17 protein-coding genes are annotated in these 19,192 nt (G+C 59.3%); 8 read left to right on the top strand and 9 right to left on the bottom strand.

Annotation, left to right across the window (positions count from 1 at the left end; genetic code table 11):
• Nucleotides 1-15: 15 nt before the first annotated feature.
• From bioF to ACIQYF_RS02765, 6 genes are all read left to right on the top strand, one after another.
• The gene (bioF, locus tag ACIQYF_RS02790) at nt 16-1,188 is read left to right on the top strand and encodes an 8-amino-7-oxononanoate synthase (protein ID WP_402856555.1); all 1,173 of its coding nucleotides are present in this window, start codon (nt 16-18) and stop codon (nt 1,186-1,188) included.
• A complete protein-coding gene (locus ACIQYF_RS02785; protein ID WP_402856552.1) occupies nt 1,181-1,912 on the top strand; it encodes an alpha/beta fold hydrolase in 732 nt (243 codons plus the stop codon). The genes bioF and ACIQYF_RS02785 overlap by 8 nt, the downstream gene beginning before the upstream one ends.
• A complete protein-coding gene (bioC, locus tag ACIQYF_RS02780) occupies nt 1,905-2,717 on the top strand; it encodes a malonyl-ACP O-methyltransferase BioC (RefSeq protein ID WP_402856549.1) in 813 nt (270 codons plus the stop codon). The genes ACIQYF_RS02785 and bioC overlap by 8 nt, the downstream gene beginning before the upstream one ends.
• The gene (gene bioD / locus ACIQYF_RS02775) at nt 2,714-3,394 is read left to right on the top strand and encodes a dethiobiotin synthase (RefSeq protein WP_402856546.1); all 681 of its coding nucleotides are present in this window, start codon (nt 2,714-2,716) and stop codon (nt 3,392-3,394) included. Before bioC ends, bioD begins: the two co-directional genes overlap by 4 nt.
• Before the next feature lie 255 nt (nt 3,395-3,649).
• On the top strand, nt 3,650-5,455 hold the full coding sequence (locus ACIQYF_RS02770) for a phenylacyl-CoA dehydrogenase (RefSeq protein ID WP_402856544.1): 1,806 nt from the start codon (nt 3,650-3,652) through the stop codon (nt 5,453-5,455).
• Nucleotides 5,456-5,684: 229 nt separating this feature from the next.
• Complete coding sequence (locus tag ACIQYF_RS02765; protein ID WP_402856542.1) at nt 5,685-7,463, top strand: acyl-CoA dehydrogenase C-terminal domain-containing protein; 1,779 nt, start codon at nt 5,685-5,687, stop codon at nt 7,461-7,463.
• A 301-nt stretch (nt 7,464-7,764) separates the two neighbouring features.
• On the opposite strand, the gene ACIQYF_RS02760 is transcribed toward ACIQYF_RS02765, so the two are convergent.
• Nucleotides 7,765-8,649: a LysR family transcriptional regulator gene (locus ACIQYF_RS02760; RefSeq protein WP_402856539.1), complete on the bottom strand. Its 885-nt coding sequence runs from the start codon at nt 8,647-8,649 to the stop codon at nt 7,765-7,767.
• Nucleotides 8,650-8,877: 228 nt separating this feature from the next.
• On the opposite strand from ACIQYF_RS02760, the gene ACIQYF_RS02755 reads away from it, so the two are divergent.
• A complete protein-coding gene (locus ACIQYF_RS02755) occupies nt 8,878-10,161 on the top strand; it encodes an aspartate aminotransferase family protein (protein ID WP_402856536.1) in 1,284 nt (427 codons plus the stop codon).
• Between the two features lie 180 nt (nt 10,162-10,341).
• Complete coding sequence (locus ACIQYF_RS02750) at nt 10,342-10,506, top strand: YqaE/Pmp3 family membrane protein (protein ID WP_402856533.1); 165 nt, start codon at nt 10,342-10,344, stop codon at nt 10,504-10,506.
• A 93-nt stretch (nt 10,507-10,599) separates the two neighbouring features.
• Here ACIQYF_RS02750 and ACIQYF_RS02745 read toward each other — a convergent pair whose 3' ends face one another.
• The 8 genes from ACIQYF_RS02745 to ACIQYF_RS02710 all read right to left on the bottom strand — a co-directional run bounded on the left by ACIQYF_RS02745 (nt 10,600) and on the right by ACIQYF_RS02710 (nt 19,121).
• Nucleotides 10,600-12,426 carry a S9 family peptidase gene (locus ACIQYF_RS02745; RefSeq protein WP_402856530.1) on the bottom strand — a complete coding sequence of 609 codons (1,827 nt, stop codon included), beginning with the start codon at nt 12,424-12,426 and terminating at the stop codon, nt 10,600-10,602.
• Nucleotides 12,392-13,564 (bottom strand): pyrroloquinoline quinone biosynthesis protein PqqE, encoded by a 1,173-nt coding sequence (pqqE, locus tag ACIQYF_RS02740; protein WP_402856527.1) that lies wholly within the window; start codon nt 13,562-13,564, stop codon nt 12,392-12,394. Before pqqE ends, ACIQYF_RS02745 begins: the two co-directional genes overlap by 35 nt.
• Complete coding sequence (pqqD, locus tag ACIQYF_RS02735; protein ID WP_402856524.1) at nt 13,536-13,811, bottom strand: pyrroloquinoline quinone biosynthesis peptide chaperone PqqD; 276 nt, start codon at nt 13,809-13,811, stop codon at nt 13,536-13,538. The genes pqqE and pqqD overlap by 29 nt, the downstream gene beginning before the upstream one ends.
• On the bottom strand, nt 13,808-14,560 hold the full coding sequence (gene pqqC / locus ACIQYF_RS02730; protein ID WP_131653336.1) for a pyrroloquinoline-quinone synthase PqqC: 753 nt from the start codon (nt 14,558-14,560) through the stop codon (nt 13,808-13,810). The genes pqqD and pqqC overlap by 4 nt, the downstream gene beginning before the upstream one ends.
• 38 nt (nt 14,561-14,598) lie before the next feature.
• Nucleotides 14,599-15,510 carry a pyrroloquinoline quinone biosynthesis protein PqqB gene (pqqB, locus tag ACIQYF_RS02725; protein ID WP_402856520.1) on the bottom strand — a complete coding sequence of 304 codons (912 nt, stop codon included), beginning with the start codon at nt 15,508-15,510 and terminating at the stop codon, nt 14,599-14,601.
• A gap of 97 nt (nt 15,511-15,607) precedes the next feature.
• Nucleotides 15,608-15,682 (bottom strand): pyrroloquinoline quinone precursor peptide PqqA, encoded by a 75-nt coding sequence (gene pqqA / locus ACIQYF_RS02720; RefSeq protein ID WP_003422658.1) that lies wholly within the window; start codon nt 15,680-15,682, stop codon nt 15,608-15,610.
• A 150-nt stretch (nt 15,683-15,832) separates the two neighbouring features.
• The gene (gene pqqF, locus ACIQYF_RS02715) at nt 15,833-18,277 is read right to left on the bottom strand and encodes a pyrroloquinoline quinone biosynthesis protein PqqF (protein WP_402856517.1); all 2,445 of its coding nucleotides are present in this window, start codon (nt 18,275-18,277) and stop codon (nt 15,833-15,835) included.
• Nucleotides 18,278-18,326: 49 nt separating this feature from the next.
• Complete coding sequence (locus ACIQYF_RS02710; protein WP_402856514.1) at nt 18,327-19,121, bottom strand: carbon-nitrogen hydrolase family protein; 795 nt, start codon at nt 19,119-19,121, stop codon at nt 18,327-18,329.
• Nucleotides 19,122-19,192: the final 71 nt, after the last annotated feature.

Raw genomic sequence — 19,192 nt, 5'->3', positions numbered from 1 at the left:
GAGGTCTTGCGCAAAATGTCTTTTGATTTAAGCGCCCGTCTGGCCGCGCGTCGTGCCGACAATCTGTATCGCCAACGCCCACTGCTTGAAAGCCCGCAAGGGCCGCTGGTAGTGGTGGATGGCCAGCCTTTGTTGGCGTTCTGCAATAACGATTACCTGGGTTTGGCCAATCATCCGCAGGTGATAGAAGCCTGGCAGACCGGAGCATCGCGCTGGGGCGTGGGCGGCGGGGCGTCGCATTTAGTCATCGGCCACAGCGGTCCGCACCACGCGCTGGAAGAAGCCCTGGCCGAATTCACCAGACGCCCGCGGGCGCTGTTGTTCAGCAATGGCTACATGGCCAATCTGGGCGCTGTCACAGCCTTGGTCGGGCAGGGCGATACGGTGCTCGAAGACCGTCTAAATCACGCGTCTTTGCTGGATGCCGGTTTGCTCAGCGGCGCACGCTTCAATCGCTATCTGCATAACGACGCGGCAAGCCTGGCCAAGCGCCTGGAGAAAGCCTGCGGCAATACACTGGTGGTCACCGATGGCGTGTTCAGCATGGATGGCGATGTGGCCGATTTACCCGCCTTGGCCCGCGAAACCAAAGCTAAAGGCGCGTGGCTGATGGTCGATGATGCCCACGGCTTTGGCCCTTTGGGCGCCAATGGCGGCGGGATTGCCGAGCATTTTGGTTTGAGCATGGACGATGTGCCGGTGCTGGTGGGCACTCTGGGCAAAGCCTTTGGCACCAGCGGCGCGTTTGTCGCGGGCAGCGAAGCGTTGATAGAAAGCCTGATCCAGTTCGCCCGGCCCTACATTTACACCACCAGCCAGCCTCCCGCGTTGGCGTGCGCCACGTTGAAGAGCCTTGAGCTGTTGCGCCGCGAGCAGTGGCGCCGCGAGCACCTCAACACCTTGATTCGTCAGTTCCGCGAGGGCGCGGAGCAGATCGGCCTGCAGTTGATGGACAGCTTCACGCCTATTCAGCCGATCCTGATTGGCGACAGCGGCCGGGCGGTGCGCCTGTCTGCGATGTTGCGCGAGCGTGGCGTGTTGGTGACTGCGATTCGCCCGCCAACCGTGCCTGCCGGGAGTGCGCGTTTGCGCGTGACTTTGTCGGCAGCCCACACAGAGGCACAGGTGCAGCTATTGTTAAGCGTCCTGTATGACTGTTGGCGCAAGCTGGAGCCCGACCATGCGTGATCGTCTGATTTTGCTGCCCGGCTGGGGCTTGGGTATTTCTCCGTTGGAACCCTTGGCCGCTGCGCTACGAGGGGTGGACGAGCATTTACGGGTCGAAATAGAACCGCTGCCGGTGCTGGAGTCTGCCCGGCTGGATGACTGGCTCGACGAGTTGGACAGCACCCTGCCAGACAACGCATGGCTGGGCGGCTGGTCGCTCGGCGGCATGCTCGCCAGTGAACTGGCAGCACGGCGCGGCGAGCGTTGCTGCGGGCTGGTCACGCTGGCCAGCAACCCGAGTTTTGTCAGTCGTGACGATTGGCCCACGGCCATGCCCAACACGACCTTCGATGCCTTCATTACCGGTTTTGCCGAAGCGCCTGACAGTACCTTCAAACGTTTTTGCCTGTTGTGCAGCCAAGGCGCGGTTGACCCGCGACCGATGGCGAAGTTGCTGCTGGACGGGGCACCGCGCGCGCAGCCGTCCACCTTGCTGGCGGGTCTTGAGTTGCTTGGGCAACTGGACGTTCGCCCCGCGCTGCAAGCGTTTAATGGGCCGCAATTGCACCTGTTTGCCGGCACCGATGGTGTGGTGCCAGCCGAAGCGGCCAATGCGTTGCTGGCCCTGTTGCCCGATGTCGAAGTGGGTCTGATTGAACAGGCCTGTCATGCATTTCTACTGGAAGCGCCCCACGAATTGGCGGCCGCGATTCAGGCTTTTTTACACGAGCTGGGCGATGACTGATTTAAGTGTGGCAACCCTGGCAGGCCATCTGCCAGACAAGCGTCAGGTAGCGGTTTCGTTTTCGCGGGCGGCGTCCAGTTACGACAGCGTGGCCGAGCTGCAACGTGCAGTGGGGCATGAGTTGATGACCCGCTTGCCCGCCGGTTTGGCGCCGCAACGGTGGCTGGATCTGGGCAGCGGCACCGGTTATTTCAGTCGGGTGCTGAGCCAGCAGTTTGCCCACAGTGAAGGGCTGGCGCTGGACATCGCCCATGGCATGTTGACGTTTGCCCGGCCCTTGGGCGGCGCCGCGTATTTTATTGCCGCAGATGCCGAAAGCCTGCCGTTGCAGCCCAACAGCTGTGACTTGGTTTTTTCAAGTCTGGCGTTGCAATGGTGCGCTGATTTCGACCGTGTGCTCAGTGAAGTCCATCGTGTGCTTAAACCCGGCGGCGTGCTGGCGTTTGCCAGTTTGTGCGTCGGCACCTTGAGCGAACTGCGCGACAGTTGGCGCACGGTTGACGGGCAAGTCCACGTGAACCGTTTTCGTGAGTTCGAGCGCTATCAGCAGCTGTGCGCCGAGAGTGATTTGCGCGTGCTTGACTTGCAGAGTCAGCCACATGTGCTGCACTACGCGCAGGTACGCCAACTGACCCATGAACTTAAAGCGTTGGGCGCGCATAATCTAAACCCTGGCCGCCCTGAAGGGTTGACTGGCAGGGCGCGGCTTCAAGGATTGGTCAGCGCCTACGAGCAATTTCGTCAGCCACAGGGCCTCCCGGCGACGTATCAGGTGGTCTACGGCATTTTGGAGAAAACGCGATGAGCCCTGCGTACTTCATTACAGGAACCGACACCGATGTAGGCAAAACCACGATTGCCGCCGGTTTGTTATATGCCGCACGCGAAGCCGGGTTAAGCACCGCGGCGGGCAAACCCGTGGCGTCCGGCTGTGAAATGACATCCAAAGGCCTGCGCAATGCCGACGCGCTGGCGCTGATGGCCGAGAGTTCTGTGGCGCTGACCTACGATGAGGTCAACCCGTTTGCCTTCGAACCGCCCATCGCTCCGCACATTGCGGCGCGTGAAGCCGGTGTGGGGGTGAGCGTGCAATCGTTATTGACGCCTATGCGCCACATCCTGGCGCAGAAGGCAGATTTCACCCTGATTGAAGGGGCCGGTGGCTGGCGCGTGCCGCTGTCGGGTCAGGACAGCTTGTCGGACTTGGCCCAGGCGCTGGGCCTGCCGGTGATTCTGGTGGTCGGCGTGCGTTTGGGCTGCATCAGCCATGCCTTGCTGACAGCCGAGGCGATTGCCCGCGACGGCCTGCAATTGGCCGGTTGGGTGGCCAACATTATTGGGTCGAAAAACGCGCGCCTTGAAGAGAACCTCGCCACCCTGGCGGAGCGTCTCCCGGCACCTTGTCTGGGGCGTGTGCCCAAACTCAAATCGGCGTCGGCCCAAGCCGTGGCCGAGCATTTGCAACTGGACTTGCTGGACTGAGTCCCAGCGCTCTAAACGGCGTGGGAGCGAGCTGTCTCGCGATCTTTTGAACGTATAAAAGCTCGCGAGCCAGCTCGCTCCTGCACGATTATTTCCAAATCTCCCTCATCTGATCGCCCCGTACCTAGACGAACGGAGGCTTCGTGCTGCTTGACAATAAATGGGCGTAAACGTATGTTTCAAACAACTGTTTGACCGCCTATAAAAATTCATGCGGTTGTTCATCCCCGGATTCATCAGCAGAGGTTTATCGCTATGCCTGACTACAAGGCCCCCTTGCGTGATATTCGCTTCGTTCGTGACGAACTGCTCGGTTACGAAGCTCACTATCAGAGCCTGCCCGCTTGCCAGGACGCTACTCCAGATATGGTTGACGCCATTCTCGAAGAGGGCGCCAAGTTTTGTGAGCAAGTGCTGGCACCGCTGAACCGTGTGGGTGACATCGAAGGCTGCACATGGAGCGAGTCCGGGGTTAAAACTCCTACCGGTTTTAAAGAAGCCTACAAACAATTCGTTGAAGGCGGCTGGCCAAGCCTGGCCCATGACGTAGCCCATGGCGGCCAAGGCCTGCCCGAGTCGCTGGGTCTGGCAGTGAGTGAAATGGTTGGCGCGGCCAACTGGTCGTGGGGCATGTACCCTGGCCTGTCGCACGGCGCGATGAACACCATTTCCGAGCACGGCACCCCAGAACAGCAAACCACTTACCTGACCAAGCTGGTGAGCGGCGAATGGACGGGCACCATGTGCCTGACCGAATCGCACTGCGGTACTGACTTGGGCATGCTGCGAACCAAGGCTGAACCCCAGGCTGATGGTTCGTACAAAATCTCCGGCACCAAGATCTTCATCTCGGCCGGTGAGCACGACATGGCCGACAACATCGTCCACATCGTTCTGGCCCGCCTGCCGGATGCACCGGCTGGCACCAAAGGCATTTCGCTGTTCATCGTGCCTAAGTTCAAGGTGAATGCCGATGGCACTCCCGGTGAGCGCAACGCGGTGTCGTGTGGTTCCCTTGAGCACAAAATGGGTATCCACGGTAACGCCACCTGCGTGATGAACTTCGACGGCGCCACGGGTTACTTGATCGGCCCGCCGAACAAAGGCCTGAACTGCATGTTCACCTTTATGAACACTGCGCGTCTGGGGACTGCACTGCAGGGGCTGTCGCACGCTGAAATCGCCTTCCAGGGCGGCTTGAAATATGCGCGTGACCGTTTGCAAATGCGTTCGTTGACCGGCCCTAAAGCCCCTGAAAAGGCGGCTGACCCGATCATCGTCCACCCGGATGTACGTCGCATGCTGTTGACCACCAAGGCGTTCGCTGAAGGCAACCGCGCCATGGTTTATTTCACTGCCAAGCAAGTCGACATCGTGAAATACGGCGTTGACGAAGAAGAGAAAAAGAAAGCTGACGCACTGCTGGCGTTCATGACGCCGATTGCCAAGGCCTTCATGACCGAAGTTGGCTTTGAGGCTGCTAACCACGGCGTTCAAATCTACGGCGGCCACGGCTTTATCGCTGAGTGGGGCATGGAGCAGAATGTTCGCGACAGCCGCATTTCGATGCTGTACGAAGGCACCACCGGCATTCAGGCTCTCGACCTGCTGGGCCGTAAAGTCTTGATGACCCAAGGCGAGGCCCTTAAAGGCTTCACCAAAATCGTCCACAAGTTCTGCCAGAACAACGAAGGCAACGAAGCGGTTCAAGAGTTCGTCGCGCCGTTGGCTGCACTGAACAAGGAATGGGGCGAGCTGACCATGAAGGTCGGTATGGCCGCCATGAAAGACCGCGAAGAAGTGGGGGCGGCTTCGGTCGACTACCTGATGTACTGCGGTTATGCGTGCCTGGCGTACTTCTGGGCTGACATGGCGCGTCTGGCGGCTGAAAAGCTGGCACAGGGCACGTCCGAAGAAGCCTTCTATAAAGCCAAGCTGCAAACGGCGCGTTTCTACTTCCAGCGCATCTTGCCGCGTACTCGCACGCACGTTGCAGCTATGCTGTCGGGTGCTGCTAACCTGATGGACATGAAAGAAGAAGACTTCGACCTGGGCTACTAAGTCTTGGTGAGTCACCTTTAAAAAGCCGCTTCTCCTTTGGAGGAGCGGCTTTTTTGGTTTATGTGGCTCGATTCAATCACGTGGGAGCTGCCGCAGGAATTGGCGTGACTTGGTTTATTGTTTTAGTCACAGCATGACCCTATGTATCACTATCGTCGTTAAGCTAGACTGAATCCTTCGTTCAATGGCCCGTTCAGGGCTTCACCGTTTACCGATTACGAGGTTTGCCATGGCTGATTACAAAGCGCCCCTGCGTGATATGCGCTTCGTCCTCAATGAAGTGTTCGACGTTGCTTCTCTTTGGGCGCAACTGCCTGCATTGGCAGAGTCTGTTGATGCTGAAACGGTTGAAGCCATTCTCGAAGAAGCAGGCAAAGTGACCGCCAAAAGCATCGCGCCATTGAGCCGCAGCGCTGATGAAGAAGGCTGCCATTGGCATGACACCGTGGTCACGACGCCAGCCGGTTTTGTCGACGCCTACAGAACCTACGCCGAAGGCGGTTGGGTCGGCGTGGGCGGCAACCCTGAGTTCGGCGGCATGGGCATGCCCAAGTCGGTGTCGGCGCAAGTCGAAGAAATGATCAACTCCTCAAGCCTGGCATTCGGCCTGTATCCGATGCTGACTTCCGGCGCGTGCGTGTCGATCAATGCCCATGCCAGCGAGGAACTGAAAGCGACTTACTTGCCGAACATGTACTCGGGCGAGTGGGCCGGTTCCATGTGCTTGACCGAGCCACATGCCGGTACTGATCTGGGGATTATCCGCACCAAGGCTGAGCCTCAGGCAGACGGCTCTTATAAAGTCAGCGGGACCAAGATTTTTATCACCGGCGGTGAGCACGACCTGACCGAAAACATCATTCATCTGGTGCTGGCCAAGCTGCCGGATGCCCCCGCCGGACCCAAAGGCATTTCGCTGTTTCTGGTGCCCAAGTTCATGGTTAATACCGATGGCAGCCTGGGCGACCGCAACTCGGTGACCTGCGGCTCTATCGAACACAAAATGGGTATTCAGGCCTCGGCCACCTGTGTGATGAACTTCGACGAGGCCGTCGGTTATCTGGTGGGCGAGCCTAATCGTGGCCTGGCGGCCATGTTCACCATGATGAATTACGAGCGTCTTGGGGTCGGTATTCAGGGCCTGGCGTCGGGCGAGCGTTCGTATCAGAACGCAGTGGAATACGCTCGTGACCGTCTGCAGGGGCGTTCTGCAACGGGTGCACAGGCCAAAGACAAAATCGCTGATCCGATCATCGTGCACGCGGATGTGCGCCGCATGCTGCTCACCATGAAAGCTTCCAACGAAGGTGGCCGGGCCTTTTCGACTTACGTGGCCAATCAACTGGACATCGCCAAATTCAGCGAAGACCCGACCGCACGTGCGCGGGCCGATGGCCTGGTGGCATTGCTGACGCCGGTGGCCAAGGCCTTTTTGACCGACCTGGGACTGGAAACCACCGTTCATGGCCAACAAGTGTTTGGCGGCCATGGCTACATTCGCGAGTGGGGCCAGGAGCAATTAGTGCGTGATGTGCGCATCACTCAGATCTACGAAGGCACCAACGGCATCCAAGCCTTGGACCTGATGGGGCGCAAGATCGTCGGCAACCGCGGGGCGGATTACCGGGTGTTCGCGGACGAAATTCGTCAGTTCATCGCCTCTGCCTCTGACGAACTGAATGAGTTCACTCAACCGCTGGCGGCGGCGCTGGAAAACCTTGACCAGTTGACAGCTTGGGTCTTGGAGCGCTCGCAACAAAACCCGAACGAAATCGGCGCGGCGTCGGTCGAGTACCTGCAAGTTTTTGGTTACACGGCGTATGCCTACATGTGGGCACTGATGGCCCGCACGGCGCTGGGCAAAGTGTCTGAGGATGCGTTCTATGTCAGCAAAGTGGGCACTGCACGCTTCTACTTCGCGCGTTTACTGCCGCGTATCCATTCGTTGAGTGCATCGGTGAAGGCGGGCAGTGAGTCGTTGTATTTGCTGGATGAAGCACACTTTTAAGGTGTTTAGTGTGATGTAAGCATTTGCTTACATTGCGTGCTGGCAATCGCCCATATCGCCAGATTGGATCCAGGGGTAATCTACTTTCAATGGACGTTGAGCAGGAAGCTCAAAGCAACAACACGGACACGTAGGATTCTGCCAGGATGGCGGAGTGAAAAGGATGTCAGGGAAACAGTCTGCAAAACCCCGCTTAGGCGGGGTTTTCTTTTTTCCGTGTCTGAAAAATCTATTCCTTGCAGTCGCTGTCGAGGCGCGAGGCTGCGATGGGCGTTGCGGCAATCTCTGCCTTAGGCAGCGCCTACGAATTCATCACGTCCTCCAGCAAGGTGCGCAATAGCCCCATTGTGGCTTGCTGGCGTTGCACGTCGCGGCACACCAAACCTACCTTCAGCGGCACCCGAGGCTCAGTCAGCGGTTTCCATAGCAATGCCTGATGGTCATGTTCGTGACGGGAGCGCCCCGGCAGCACCGTCGCCAGCCGGGTATGTAGCAGGCTGTCGAGTATCGCGGCCATGGTGTTCAACTCGGCCTGTACCTGTGGACGGCGGCCTAAGCTGGCCAGTTGCGCTTGCCAGATCTGGCGCACCTGAAACTCTTCTCCCAACAGCAACATTGGCAATTCGGCTGCCTGGGTCAGCGAGACTTTCTTGAATTCGCGCAAATGGTGATCCGTCGGGATCACCAATTGCAATTCATCTTCGTACAGCAACGTGCCGTGCAGCCCCGGTTGGCGCGCAGGCAGGTAGCTGATGCCGATGTCGAGCGATCCATTGAGCAAGCGACGCTCTATCTCCAGCCCCGTGAGTTCGTAAATCTGTACCACGAGGTGCGGTTGCGCCTGGCGCACGCGCTCAAGCATTTGCGGTACCAGGCTGGTGTGCACGGTTTGCAGCACGCCAATGGCAATGGTGCGCAGCGCATGGCCCTGGAAGTTGCGTAATGCCTCTTTGGCGCGATGCAACCCTTCGAGCAGCGGCAATGCATGGTTGTGCAAGGTGTGTGCGGCCAGGGTCGGCAGCAAGCGTTTGCTGCTGCGTTCAAACAGGGTCACATCAAGGTTGTGTTCCAGTTGGCGGATCTGTTGTGACAGCGCAGGTTGTGAGATCGACAGACGCTCGGCAGCACGCCCGACATGGCCCTCTTCGTACACCGCGACGAAATAACGCAGTTGTTTGAAATCCATAAGTATTACTTATCGAAAATGCTTAAAAAACGAAATGGCTCAACGCGCCGTGGCCGCCTAGTCTACGCCCGTTCTACTGGGTGCATCGAGTGATAGCGCGAGCTAAAGCGCCCGATTGGAGCACTAATTTGCATAGGTAAGGCTAAAAACCCGATAGAGGTTTTAGCGCCCCGGTAACAGTGGGGTAGTTGCAAATCGAATCTGCTTATGATTACAAGGTCTGCGTGCATGAACCTGTTTAACCTGCGTCGCTCACACTCAAGTCTTGATCAACTGACGGCTGAATCGGTGCCGTCGCACACCAGCAACCCCTCGGCTCGTCATTGCCTGATGCCCAGCGTTGAGCGCCCGGCGCAGGAGTTTGTGCGTGGCCAGGGTTCGTGGATGTGGGACAGCGACAGCCGCGCTTACCTCGATTTCATCCAAGGTGGCGCAGTTAACAGCCTGGGTCATAGCCCGGCGGTGCTGATCAAGGCGATGGCTGATCAAGCTCAGTCGTTGATGAACCCCGGCGCAGGCTTTTTCAATCGGCCCATGCTGAACCTGGCGGAGCGCCTGTGCCACAGCACCGGCAGCGATCAGGTGTATTTTTTAAACACCGGGGCTGAGGCCAACGAAGGCGCGATCAAGCTCGCGCGCAAGTGGGGGCAACTGCACCGTGGCGGCGCTCATCGCATTATTACCGCGAGCCGCAGCTGTCATGGCCGCAGCTTTGGTGCTATGTCAGCCTCAGGCAGTACCACCTTTGATAATCGCTTCGAGCCGCAACTGCCGGGCTTTATCCATGTGCCGTTCAACGACCTGCCCGCGTTGCACGCAGCGGTGGATGCGCAGACCGTTGCCATCATGCTGGAGCCGGTTCAAAGCGATGCCGGGGTGATTCCTGCCACCGAGCATTACCTCAAGGGCGTGGAGCGTCTGTGCCGTGAACTGGGCATTTTGCTGATTCTGGATGAAGTCCAGACCGGCATGGGCCGTTGCGGCACCTTGCTCGCTGAACAGAATTACGGCGTGCGTGCCGACATCATCACCTTGGGCAAAGGCCTGGGCGGTGGTGTGCCACTGGCGGCGGTGCTGGCGCGGGGCAAGGCGTGTTGCCTGGCGCCGGGTGAGTTGGGCGGCACCCATCACGGTAATGCGCTGATGACAGCGGCCGGTGTTGCAGTGCTGGATACGCTATTGGAAAAAGATTTTTTGCCGCACGTGCGCGACGCGGGTCAATACCTGCGCGAAGGCCTTGGGCGACTGGCCAATAGTTATGCACAGGGTGAATTGCGCGGGCAGGGCTTGTTTTGGGGCCTGAAGTTATCGGATGACTCGGCCGCTGAGGTGGTTAAAGCCGCGTTGTACGAAGGGTTGCTGATCAGTGCCCCGCAACCCGACTGCCTGCGGTTTACCCCGGCGCTGTGCGTGAGCAAAGGCAACATTGATGAGATGTTGCTGCGCCTGGCCCGGGCCTTCGCCCGCGTTCGCACAGCACGACTGCATTGTCGTCGCGGGATTGGCGTCTAAAACGCCACACCGCATTTAAAGAACCGTCTCGCGGTATAACGCATCGCCCTGTGCCTTTTAGTTCGGCACAGGGCGTTTTTTTTGTCTGTGGATAAAAGGCCAGATGAACCTTTTGTCGGCGCCCGGAGTCGATTGACTGTGGGGCTCATTGGAGCCCGTTATCAATTGGGAGCTGAGCCTGTGGAACTTATTAAAATCATCTTCGCCATTCTGCTTCCTCCACTGGGTGTGTTTATGCAAGTGGGTTTAGGCGGCGCGTTCTGGCTGAATATTTTGCTGACCCTGTGCGGCTACATTCCGGGCATCGTGCACGCGGTGTACATCATTGCCAAGCGTTCAGACTGATACTGACGCCTAACCTGCGTGGGCGCTGTCGTAGGCTGCGATTCTATGATCTTCACCATCAAAAGATCGCAGCCTGCGGCAGCTCCCATGTCGTTATTGGGTCAGCAACTCGCTGTAGAACAACCATTCCTGCTCCAGCGCATGGGCCTGGTTGCTGGCTTTGCGAAAGCCGTGGCGTTCTTCAGGGTAGTAGTAGGCCTTGGCCGGGATGCCATTGTCTTCAAGGGCCTTGAGCATGTCGCGGGTTTGCTGGGGCACCACCACTGCATCCAGTTCACCTTGAAAGAAAATCACCGGCACGCGGATCTGGTTCGCGTGCAGCAATGGCGTGCGCGCTGCATAACGTTCGGCATCGCGCACGGGGTCACCAATCAGCCAGTCGAGGTAGTCGCCTTCGAACTTGTGCGTCGTGCGCGCCAAAGCTATTGGGTCGCTCACGCCATACAGACTGGCGCCCGCGCGGAATACATCGTGGAAGGCCAGCGCGCACAAGGTGGTGTATCCGCCCGCACTGCCGCCGCGAATGAAGGCGTTGTCACCATCAATCACACCCTGTGCCGTGAGGTAGCTGACGACCGCGCAGGCATCTTCGACGTCGACTTTGCCCCAGTTCAGGTGCAAGGCCTGACGGTATTCGCGGCCATAGCCGGTGCTGCCACGGTAGTTGAGGTCGGCCACGGCAAAGCCGCGCTGCGTCCAGTACTGGATGCGCGGGTCGAGCATCGGGTAGCAGGCCGACGTGGGGCCGCCGTGTACAAACACCACCAGGGGCGGTTTGCTTTTGCCGTTCATGGCGGGGTAGAAAAAGCCATGCGCCTCGCCGTTACCCGATGGGTAACGCAAGGTCTGTGGACGGCTGATGTGCTCGGGCGGCAACGGCGCAACACCACCGGCCAGCACGCTGATCTGCTTGTCGCGGCGACGGATGCTGATAATCGCCGACGGGCTGACCGGCGACGCGGCGATGCAATAGATAAACCCATCATCCAGCGCCAGGCAGCGGAAACGGCTGTATTGGCCGGTGAACTCCTCAATTGAGCCATCGGCTGCGTGAATGCCCAAACGGCCGAAGCCGGCTTCAGTCCAGGTGGCCAGATAGGCCTGCTCGCCCAGTGGCTGCCACGTCCTGGCGCCCAGTTGCCAAGGGGCTGCGGCATGATCGGCAGCAGCGCTTTGCGCCGCTACCAGACCTTCGCCCGACTCGGCCCACGGCTGCCAGAAGCCTGCACGGTCGGTGAGGCAATACAGGCGGTTGTGCTCGTCAAAGCGCGGTTGTTGCAGCGACTCTTCACTGAGGTCTCCGGCAATGCAATGCGCGGGGTTCCAATGACCATCTGTTTGCCCTTCGGCAAGCATCAGGCGGGTTGAGGTCCACGGTTGATGCGGCTTGCTCCACTCGATCCAGGCCAGACGCTGGCCATTTGGGCTGAGGGTCGGGGCGGCATAGAAGTCGGCGCCTTCAGCCAATACCTGACGCTGTTGCGTGGCCACGTCAATGCTGACCAGTCGATGTTGATCGGCGTCTTGTTCGACGGCCATTATCTGGCCGTCAGCACACTGCACATCGCCGTAACGGCAGTTGCCTTGGGTCAGCGCTTGCGGGGCGCTGCCATCCAAGGCGTGTCGATACAGCTGTTGATCTTTTTCGTTGACGAACACGACGCCGTCATCGCTCAGGCAGAACGAACCGCCGCCATACTCGTACACCCGACTGCTCACGCTGAATTCGGCGGGTGTCAGGCAATGTGCCTGGCCATCACGCCAGTGCCAGATGCGGCTGGCCCCGTCTTGCGGGCGGTATTCGTTCCAGAACAGGCCCCGTGGGCCGACTCGCAATTCTGCGAAATCGATACCCGCGGCTACGGCGAGGGCGGCGCTGAAAGGTTCAGCCTTTGGCGATGAGGCGAGAGTTTCGTTCATTTCGGAAGGCCAATTGTTCGATGGTCTGGGTAGCGTGCTCAGCTTCTTCGCGCGCCTTGAGAATCAGGTCGTGTTGCGGCGATTTGCTGCACACCGGGTCCGCATTGCTGGCGTCCCCGGTGAGCATAAAGGCCTGGCATCGACAGCCGCCGAAGTCCTTTTCTTTCTCGTCGCACGAGCGGCAAGGCTCGGGCATCCAGTCATAGCCTCGAAATCGATTGAAGCCGAACGATTCGTACCAGATGTGCTGCATGCTGTGGTCACGTACGTTAGGGAACTCGACCGGCATTTGTCTAGCACCGTGGCACGGCAGGGCGGTGCCGTCCGGGGTCACTGTCAGGAAGATGCTGCCCCAGCCGTTCATGCAGGCTTTTGGACGTTCTTCGTAGTAGTCTGGGGTCACGAAAATCAGCTTGCAGGGGTGACCTTCGGCTTCAAGTTTGGCCCGGTATTCATTGGTGATGCGTTCGGCGCGCACCAACTGTTCTTTAGTCGGTAGTAAGCCCACCCGGTTGAGCTGCGCCCAGCCGTAGAACTGGCAGGTGGCAAGCTCGACGAAGTCGGCTTCAAGGGCGATGCACAGCTCGATGATGCGGTCGATCTTGTCGATGTTGTGCCGATGCGTGACGAAGTTCAGCACCATCGGATAGCCGTGGGCTTTGACGGCGCGAGCCATTTCGAGCTTTTGCGCGAAAGCCTTCTTTGAGCCCGCCAGCAGGTTGTTCACTTGTTCGTCGCTGGCCTGAAAGCTGATCTGGATATGGTCCAGTCCGGCCTGTTTGAAGTCGCTGATTTTTTGCTCGGTGAGACCGATGCCCGAGGTAATCAGGTTGGTGTAGAACCCCAGTTTGCGCGCCTCGCCAATCAGCTCGGCCAAGTCCTGGCGCACCAGCGGTTCACCGCCTGAAAAGCCCAGTTGCGCCGCGCCCATTTCCCGCGCTTCGCGAAACACCTTGATCCATTGCTCGGTGCTTAGCTCTTTACCTTGCTGGGCAAAGTCCAGCGGGTTGGAGCAGTACGGGCATTGCAGCGGGCAGCGATAGGTCAGCTCGGCCAGCAGCCACAGCGGCAAGCCGATTTCGGGTTTTGGCGGCAGCGCCAGTGGGCGTTCAGGCAAGTTCGATCCAGTGCTGTGCACGCGCGACCTCCATAAATTGCTCGATGTCTTCACCGAGCTCGGGTACGCCGGGGAACTGTTTATCCAGTTCGACAATGATGGCCGCGACGTTTCGCTGGCCGTCGATCAGCCCGCCGATCAAGGCCGCGCTGTCGTTAAGTTTGATCATGCCTTCGGGGTATAGCAGCACATGGCCTTTTTGCGCGGGTTCGTACTGGAAACGATAGCCCGGGCGCCAGGTCGGGATTTTGCTGCGATCAAAGCTCATAGGGTGATTCCTTTGTGCCAGACGCGTTGGTCGGTCACGCTGTGATAAGGCGGGCGGTCCAGTTCGTAAGCCATGGTCATGGCATCGAGCATGCTCCACAGAATGTCCAGTTTGAACTGGAGAATTTCGAGCATGCGCTGCTGGCCTTCGTAGGTGGTGTAGTGCTGCAGGGTGATCGCCAGCCCGTGCTCCACATCGCGGCGGGCCTGACCCAGACGGGTGCGGAAGTACTCATAACCGGCCGGGTCGATCCACGGGTAATGCTGAGGCCAGCTGTCGAGGCGCGACTGGTGGATTTGCGGCGCGAACATTTCGGTCAATGAGCTGCTGGCGGCTTCTTCCCAGCTGGCGCGACGGGCGAAGTTAACGTAGGCGTCGACCGCAAAGCGTACGCCGGGCAGGACCAGTTCCTGTGAGCGCAGTTGGTCCGGGTCCAGGCCGACTGCCTGGCCCAGACGCAGCCAGGCTTCGATACCGCCGTCTTCACCGGGGGCGCCGTCGTGGTCGAGCAAGCGCTGGATCCACTCGCGCCGCACTTCGCGGTCTGGGCAATTGGCCAGAATGGCGGCGTCTTTGAGCGGGATGTTCACTTGGTAATAGAAGCGGTTGGCGACCCAGCCCTGAATCTGCTCGCGGGTCGCGCGGCCTTCATACATCGCCACCTGATACGGGTGATAGATGTGGTAATACGCGCCTTTGGCCCGCAGTGCGGCTTCGAACTCGGCGGTGGAGAGAGGGGCTTGGGTCATGGTGTCTCCAAATTAATTGATTGTGTCGCCGCTGGCTGTTACAGCTCGATGCTCATGCCATCAAAAGCCACTTCAACGCCCCGACGGGCCAGTTCGGCGCGTTCGGCCGAGTCTTCGTCGAGAATCGGGTTGGTGTTGTTTATATGGATCAGCACTTTGCGCTGTTCGGGCAATTGTTCCAGCACTTCGAGCATGCCGCCGGGGCCGTTTTGCGCCAGATGGCCCATTTCACGCCCTGTGCGCGTGCCAACGCCACGGCGCTGCATTTCGTCGTCGTCCCACATCGTGCCGTCCACCAGCAGGCAATCGCTGCCCGCCATGATGTCCAGTAAAGGCGCGTCAACCTTGCCCAAACCGGGGGCGTAGAACAGTTTGCCGCCGGTGCGCAGGTCTTCGACGATCAGGCCGATGTTGTCGCCCGGGTGCGGGTCGAAGCGATGCGGCGAGTAGGGCGGGGCAGCACTGCGCAAGGGCAGAGGGCTGAAGCGCAGGTTCGGGCAGGCAGCGATGGTGAACGAGCCTTCAAGCTCAATGCGATGCCAGTTCAGCCCGCCGTTCCAGTGCTTGAGCATGTTGAACAGCGGGAAACCGGTACTCAGGTCTTCGTGGACCATGTCGGTGCACCACACATCGTGCGGGCAGCCTTCGCGCAGACTCAGCAGGCCGGTGGTGTGGTCGATCTGGCTGTCCATCAAGATAATTGCGCTGATCCCCGTGTCACGCAGGGCGCGGCCTGGCTGCATCGGGGCAAAGCTTTGGAGTTGCGCACGAATGTCCGGTGAGGTGTTGCACAGCACCCAGTTCACGCCATCGTCAGAGATCGCAATCGAGGATTGGGTACGTGCCTTGGCGTTCAGGCTGCCATCACGAAAACCCGCGCAGTTGACGCAGTTACAGTTCCACTGTGGGAAACCACCGCCAGCGGCGGAACCTAAAATCTGGACAAACATGGCGTGTTCTCTTGTCAATCTTCAAATAAAAACGCCCCGGCGAGCCGAGGCGTTGGGTTGCGCTGCTCAACTCTTGTTAACCAAGAGCCAGGGCAGATCAACGGCTTGCGAAGTACATGGTCACTTCAAAGCCAATACGCAGGTCGGTGTAAGCAGGTTTAGTCCACGACATAGGGTGTCTCCTTCAGCGGGTGGGTGGGGTTTCTCTTGGTCAGTCCAGCTCCCGAAGGAGTTGTTCCGATGCTTAGGTGGCTATGTTACTAAAATTGTCTGCTGCTGAACGCTCAATGTAGGAGAAAGCTCTTTACGGCGCTGGTAAAAATCAGCTTTTCCCGAGAAAAAACGTTTCAGTTGCTGACTGAGTGGCGACACATAACCACGCGCAGTCAGGGTCAGCAATGTGCTGGGCTGCTTTCAGTGTAGCCCGTAGATCCAGCCTTATAAGCGCGGCGTAGAGGGCTTTCAAGTAGTCCGACGGGTGGCCGCCCAATTTGGCTTGCCACAACAGTTCGCAGGCAGGAAACCCGCTCAGGGACTCGGGTGAGAATTGTTGTGCCAAGGTGGCACGTGCCTGGATGAAAGATGTTTCATCCAGCGCGGTAATCAGCGCAGGCAAATCAGCGAGGAAGGTTCGGATGTGCTCAAAGATTTCGGCGCATGAGGCGTGAGGCGATTGCACGCCGAACAGCAGGCCGGTTTGCCCGTTGAGCTGGCGCAGGCCACTGAACACCGCGTAACCCAGTTGCTGCTCAACACGCAGTTGCTGGTAGAAGGGCGTGTGTGTGAGGTGAGCGAGCAGGCGCCAGGCCGCTTCGGCCTCCAGATCACCTGTGGGGGCCGGGCAAAACAACAGCAAGGCCTGTTCGCTGGAGTCGCACGTTTCGGTGATCCAGCGCCGTTGGGCGGGATGTTCGAGTGTCGGCAAGCTCGCATCCGGGGTGCCGGGGGCTTTGCTCAATGCGGCACTGATCAAAGGCTGCGTAGCGCTGGGCAGACCAACGGCCAGGCCGTCCCAGCGCGCTGAGGCCCAGCATTGCGCCACGTCGCTGATCATCGATTCGGTAGGCGGCTGGCTGGCATCGGGCAGGCGTTTAAGCAATTGGCGGATGGGCATTAACGGCGCTGCAGGCGGCGGGGTGAACATGTCAGCCATGGGCGCACTCAGCGCTCGCAGTGCGTGCTCCAGGATGGCGGGAAGCGGCGTATGAAAGCCATGGATTTTCAGCACCCAGTCTTTGCCGGCTGCACTCAATGACAGTTCAACCCCGGCTTGGCGGGCATCGTGCTGCAGCGGGCGCAAACGCTCTTCCAACCCCGGCAGCAGGGTGCTCTGCGGGGTGGCCGCTAAACGCCAGCGCAGGTAAATCGCCGCCTCGCCGTCGAGCGTAGGCAGTTCCGCGCTGAAGCTCATGGCCGACGATCCGTCGCGACGGCTGCGCAGGCGATCCTGAGCAAAGGTTCGCAGGCCTCGGTGAGCGCTGGTCTGGCCTCGAATCAGACCGGCATTGGCCGGCTCTTTTGGCGCAGCCAGAAACGGGTTGGGCGCAGGCAGTTGCCAAGCGTGACGGACGGCAGGCTGCGTGGCGGGCAGCATGTGTTGCAAGAGGGCCTTGAGCGCAGCCACGGCTTGATCTGACAGCTCGGCTGCACGTTGCTCAGCGTCACGACGGGCAAGTTGCAGTGCGCCGCTGACGTCTTGCTGACGCTGTTGCAGCCGCTGGAATTCACTGCGCAGGGCAGGCCAGTCGTGTTGAGCGCTGAAGAACGCCAGCCAGTCGTAAAACGTGTCGCAGATCTGCGCAGTGTGGTGTGCGATGTCATTCGGTGCGCTGAATTCGAGGTGGAGCAGGGCCTGGCCGTTGAACTGATACAGCACGTCAGCCTTAAGGCTGTTGCACAGTTGCTGATCACGCAGGTGTGCGATGAGTCCCCCGGGCTTGTCGGCATTGATCCAATGACACAGGAAGTCCAGGGCCGCGTCTGACGCCTCTGGCAATTGCTCGAAGGGGAACATCAGGTTCAGGCGCTGCCCGGCAAGCTGTTGGTACGCCGTTTCATGGTTTGGCATCAGCGCGGGTGGGCGGGCTGGGACATGCGTCGGGCCTGTCGTCCATTGATCGGTGTAACGCTCGGCGAGGGCGCGAAGTGTGTCTGGCGGCATGGGCCCTACGAGGCTGAGGCTGATGTTCGACGCTTGATAGAACTGCTGGTAAAAGCCCCGCAGCGCCTGCTGAAAGGCTGGACGCGGGATCGGCAAACTGTAGCGATTACCCGCATGGAAAGCCCTGAGCGGGTGCGCAGGGTTCAGCGGCTGGAGCAGGCTCAGTTGACGCTGCGCCGAAGGCTCGCGGGCCCAGGCAATGAACTCTGCGTGCAGCACTTCGCGCTCGCGCAGTTGGTCGTCCAGATTCATGCGCGGGTGGGCGAGCATGTCGCACAGCCGCTCTAGGCCGCCTTCAAAAGCGGCGGGCGGCAGTTCAAAAAAGAAATCGGTGTGGCGTTCGCTGGTGCGGGCGTTTATCTGACCACCGTGACGTTGCACGTAAGCCATCACGTTGTCGTCAGCTGCAAAGCGTTCAGTGCCCAGAAACAGCAGGTGTTCCAGAAAATGTGCCAGGCCGGGCCAGGCAGCTGGTACGTCGTGGCTGCCTGCGTGAACCCGTAAAAAAGCCGCACAGCGTTTAAGGCGCGGTTCATGGCGCAGTGAAAGGGTAAGACCGCTATCGAGGGTCAAACGTTGGGCATGAGGGTGGTTCAGCGCAGGCATGGGCATTTCCGGAACAGAGATGCCTACCATGCTAGCGGATTACGGGTAATCAGCGCTTGCTCAGTGCGCTGTAAAGCTGGGGACGGCGGTCCGCGAGGTAGAAGTTTCCGGTTTTGGCATCCAGCAGCTGTTGGCGGTCGAGGGTGGCGGCGATCAGCGTTTCGTTCTGTTTGGCCAATGCGACTTGCAGGCCATTGGGCGCGGCGATGCTGCTTTGGCCACAGTACTGGATGCTGCCTTCATGCCCGCAATAGTTGGCGTAGGCCACATAGCACTGGTTTTCGAAAGCCCGACAACGCACGGTGACATCGGCAATAAAGTCGTAGGGCGTCATATTGGCGGTTGGTACAACGATCAACTCAGCCCCGGCCAAGGCCAGGCGGCGCGTGTTTTCCGGGAACTCGAGGTCGTAGCAGATCAATACCCCGAGTTTCCAGCCATTGAGTTCGAACACCGGGAACGCATCAGGCCCGGCGCTGAACATGTCGCGATCCAGATCACCAAACAGGTGGGTTTTGCGGTAGTTGCACAGGCTTTTGCCGTGGCGGTCGATGACCTGCACGCTGTTGTAAATGTGCCCGTTTGCATCGCGTTCGGGGTAACCGTAGACAATCGCCATACCGCTGGTTTTTGCCAGGTCTGCGATCTGTTGTGCGGCATCGCCATCGTGGGCCTGGGCCAGATCGGCCGCGGCCTGAGCACCAATGTTGTAGCCGCTGAGAAACATCTCGGGCAGCACCAGTAAATCAACGTTTTGGGTCTGTGAGGCGATGGTTTTCAAGCGTTGCAGATTGCCAGCGACATCCAGCGGCAATGGGTGGCATTGGTATAGGGCGACGCGCATGGGAGGCTCTCCTGATTCATAACGCTGTCAGGCTGCGATGGGGTGAAGGTTCTTCGGCCCTTATCGCAGCC

It is taken from the genome of Pseudomonas sp. NPDC096917, from assembly GCF_044762555.1.
Lineage (GTDB): Bacteria > Pseudomonadota > Gammaproteobacteria > Pseudomonadales > Pseudomonadaceae > Aquipseudomonas.
Note: the sequence above shows the minus strand (reverse complement) of the source record. Positions and strands in the feature narration are given on the sequence as shown.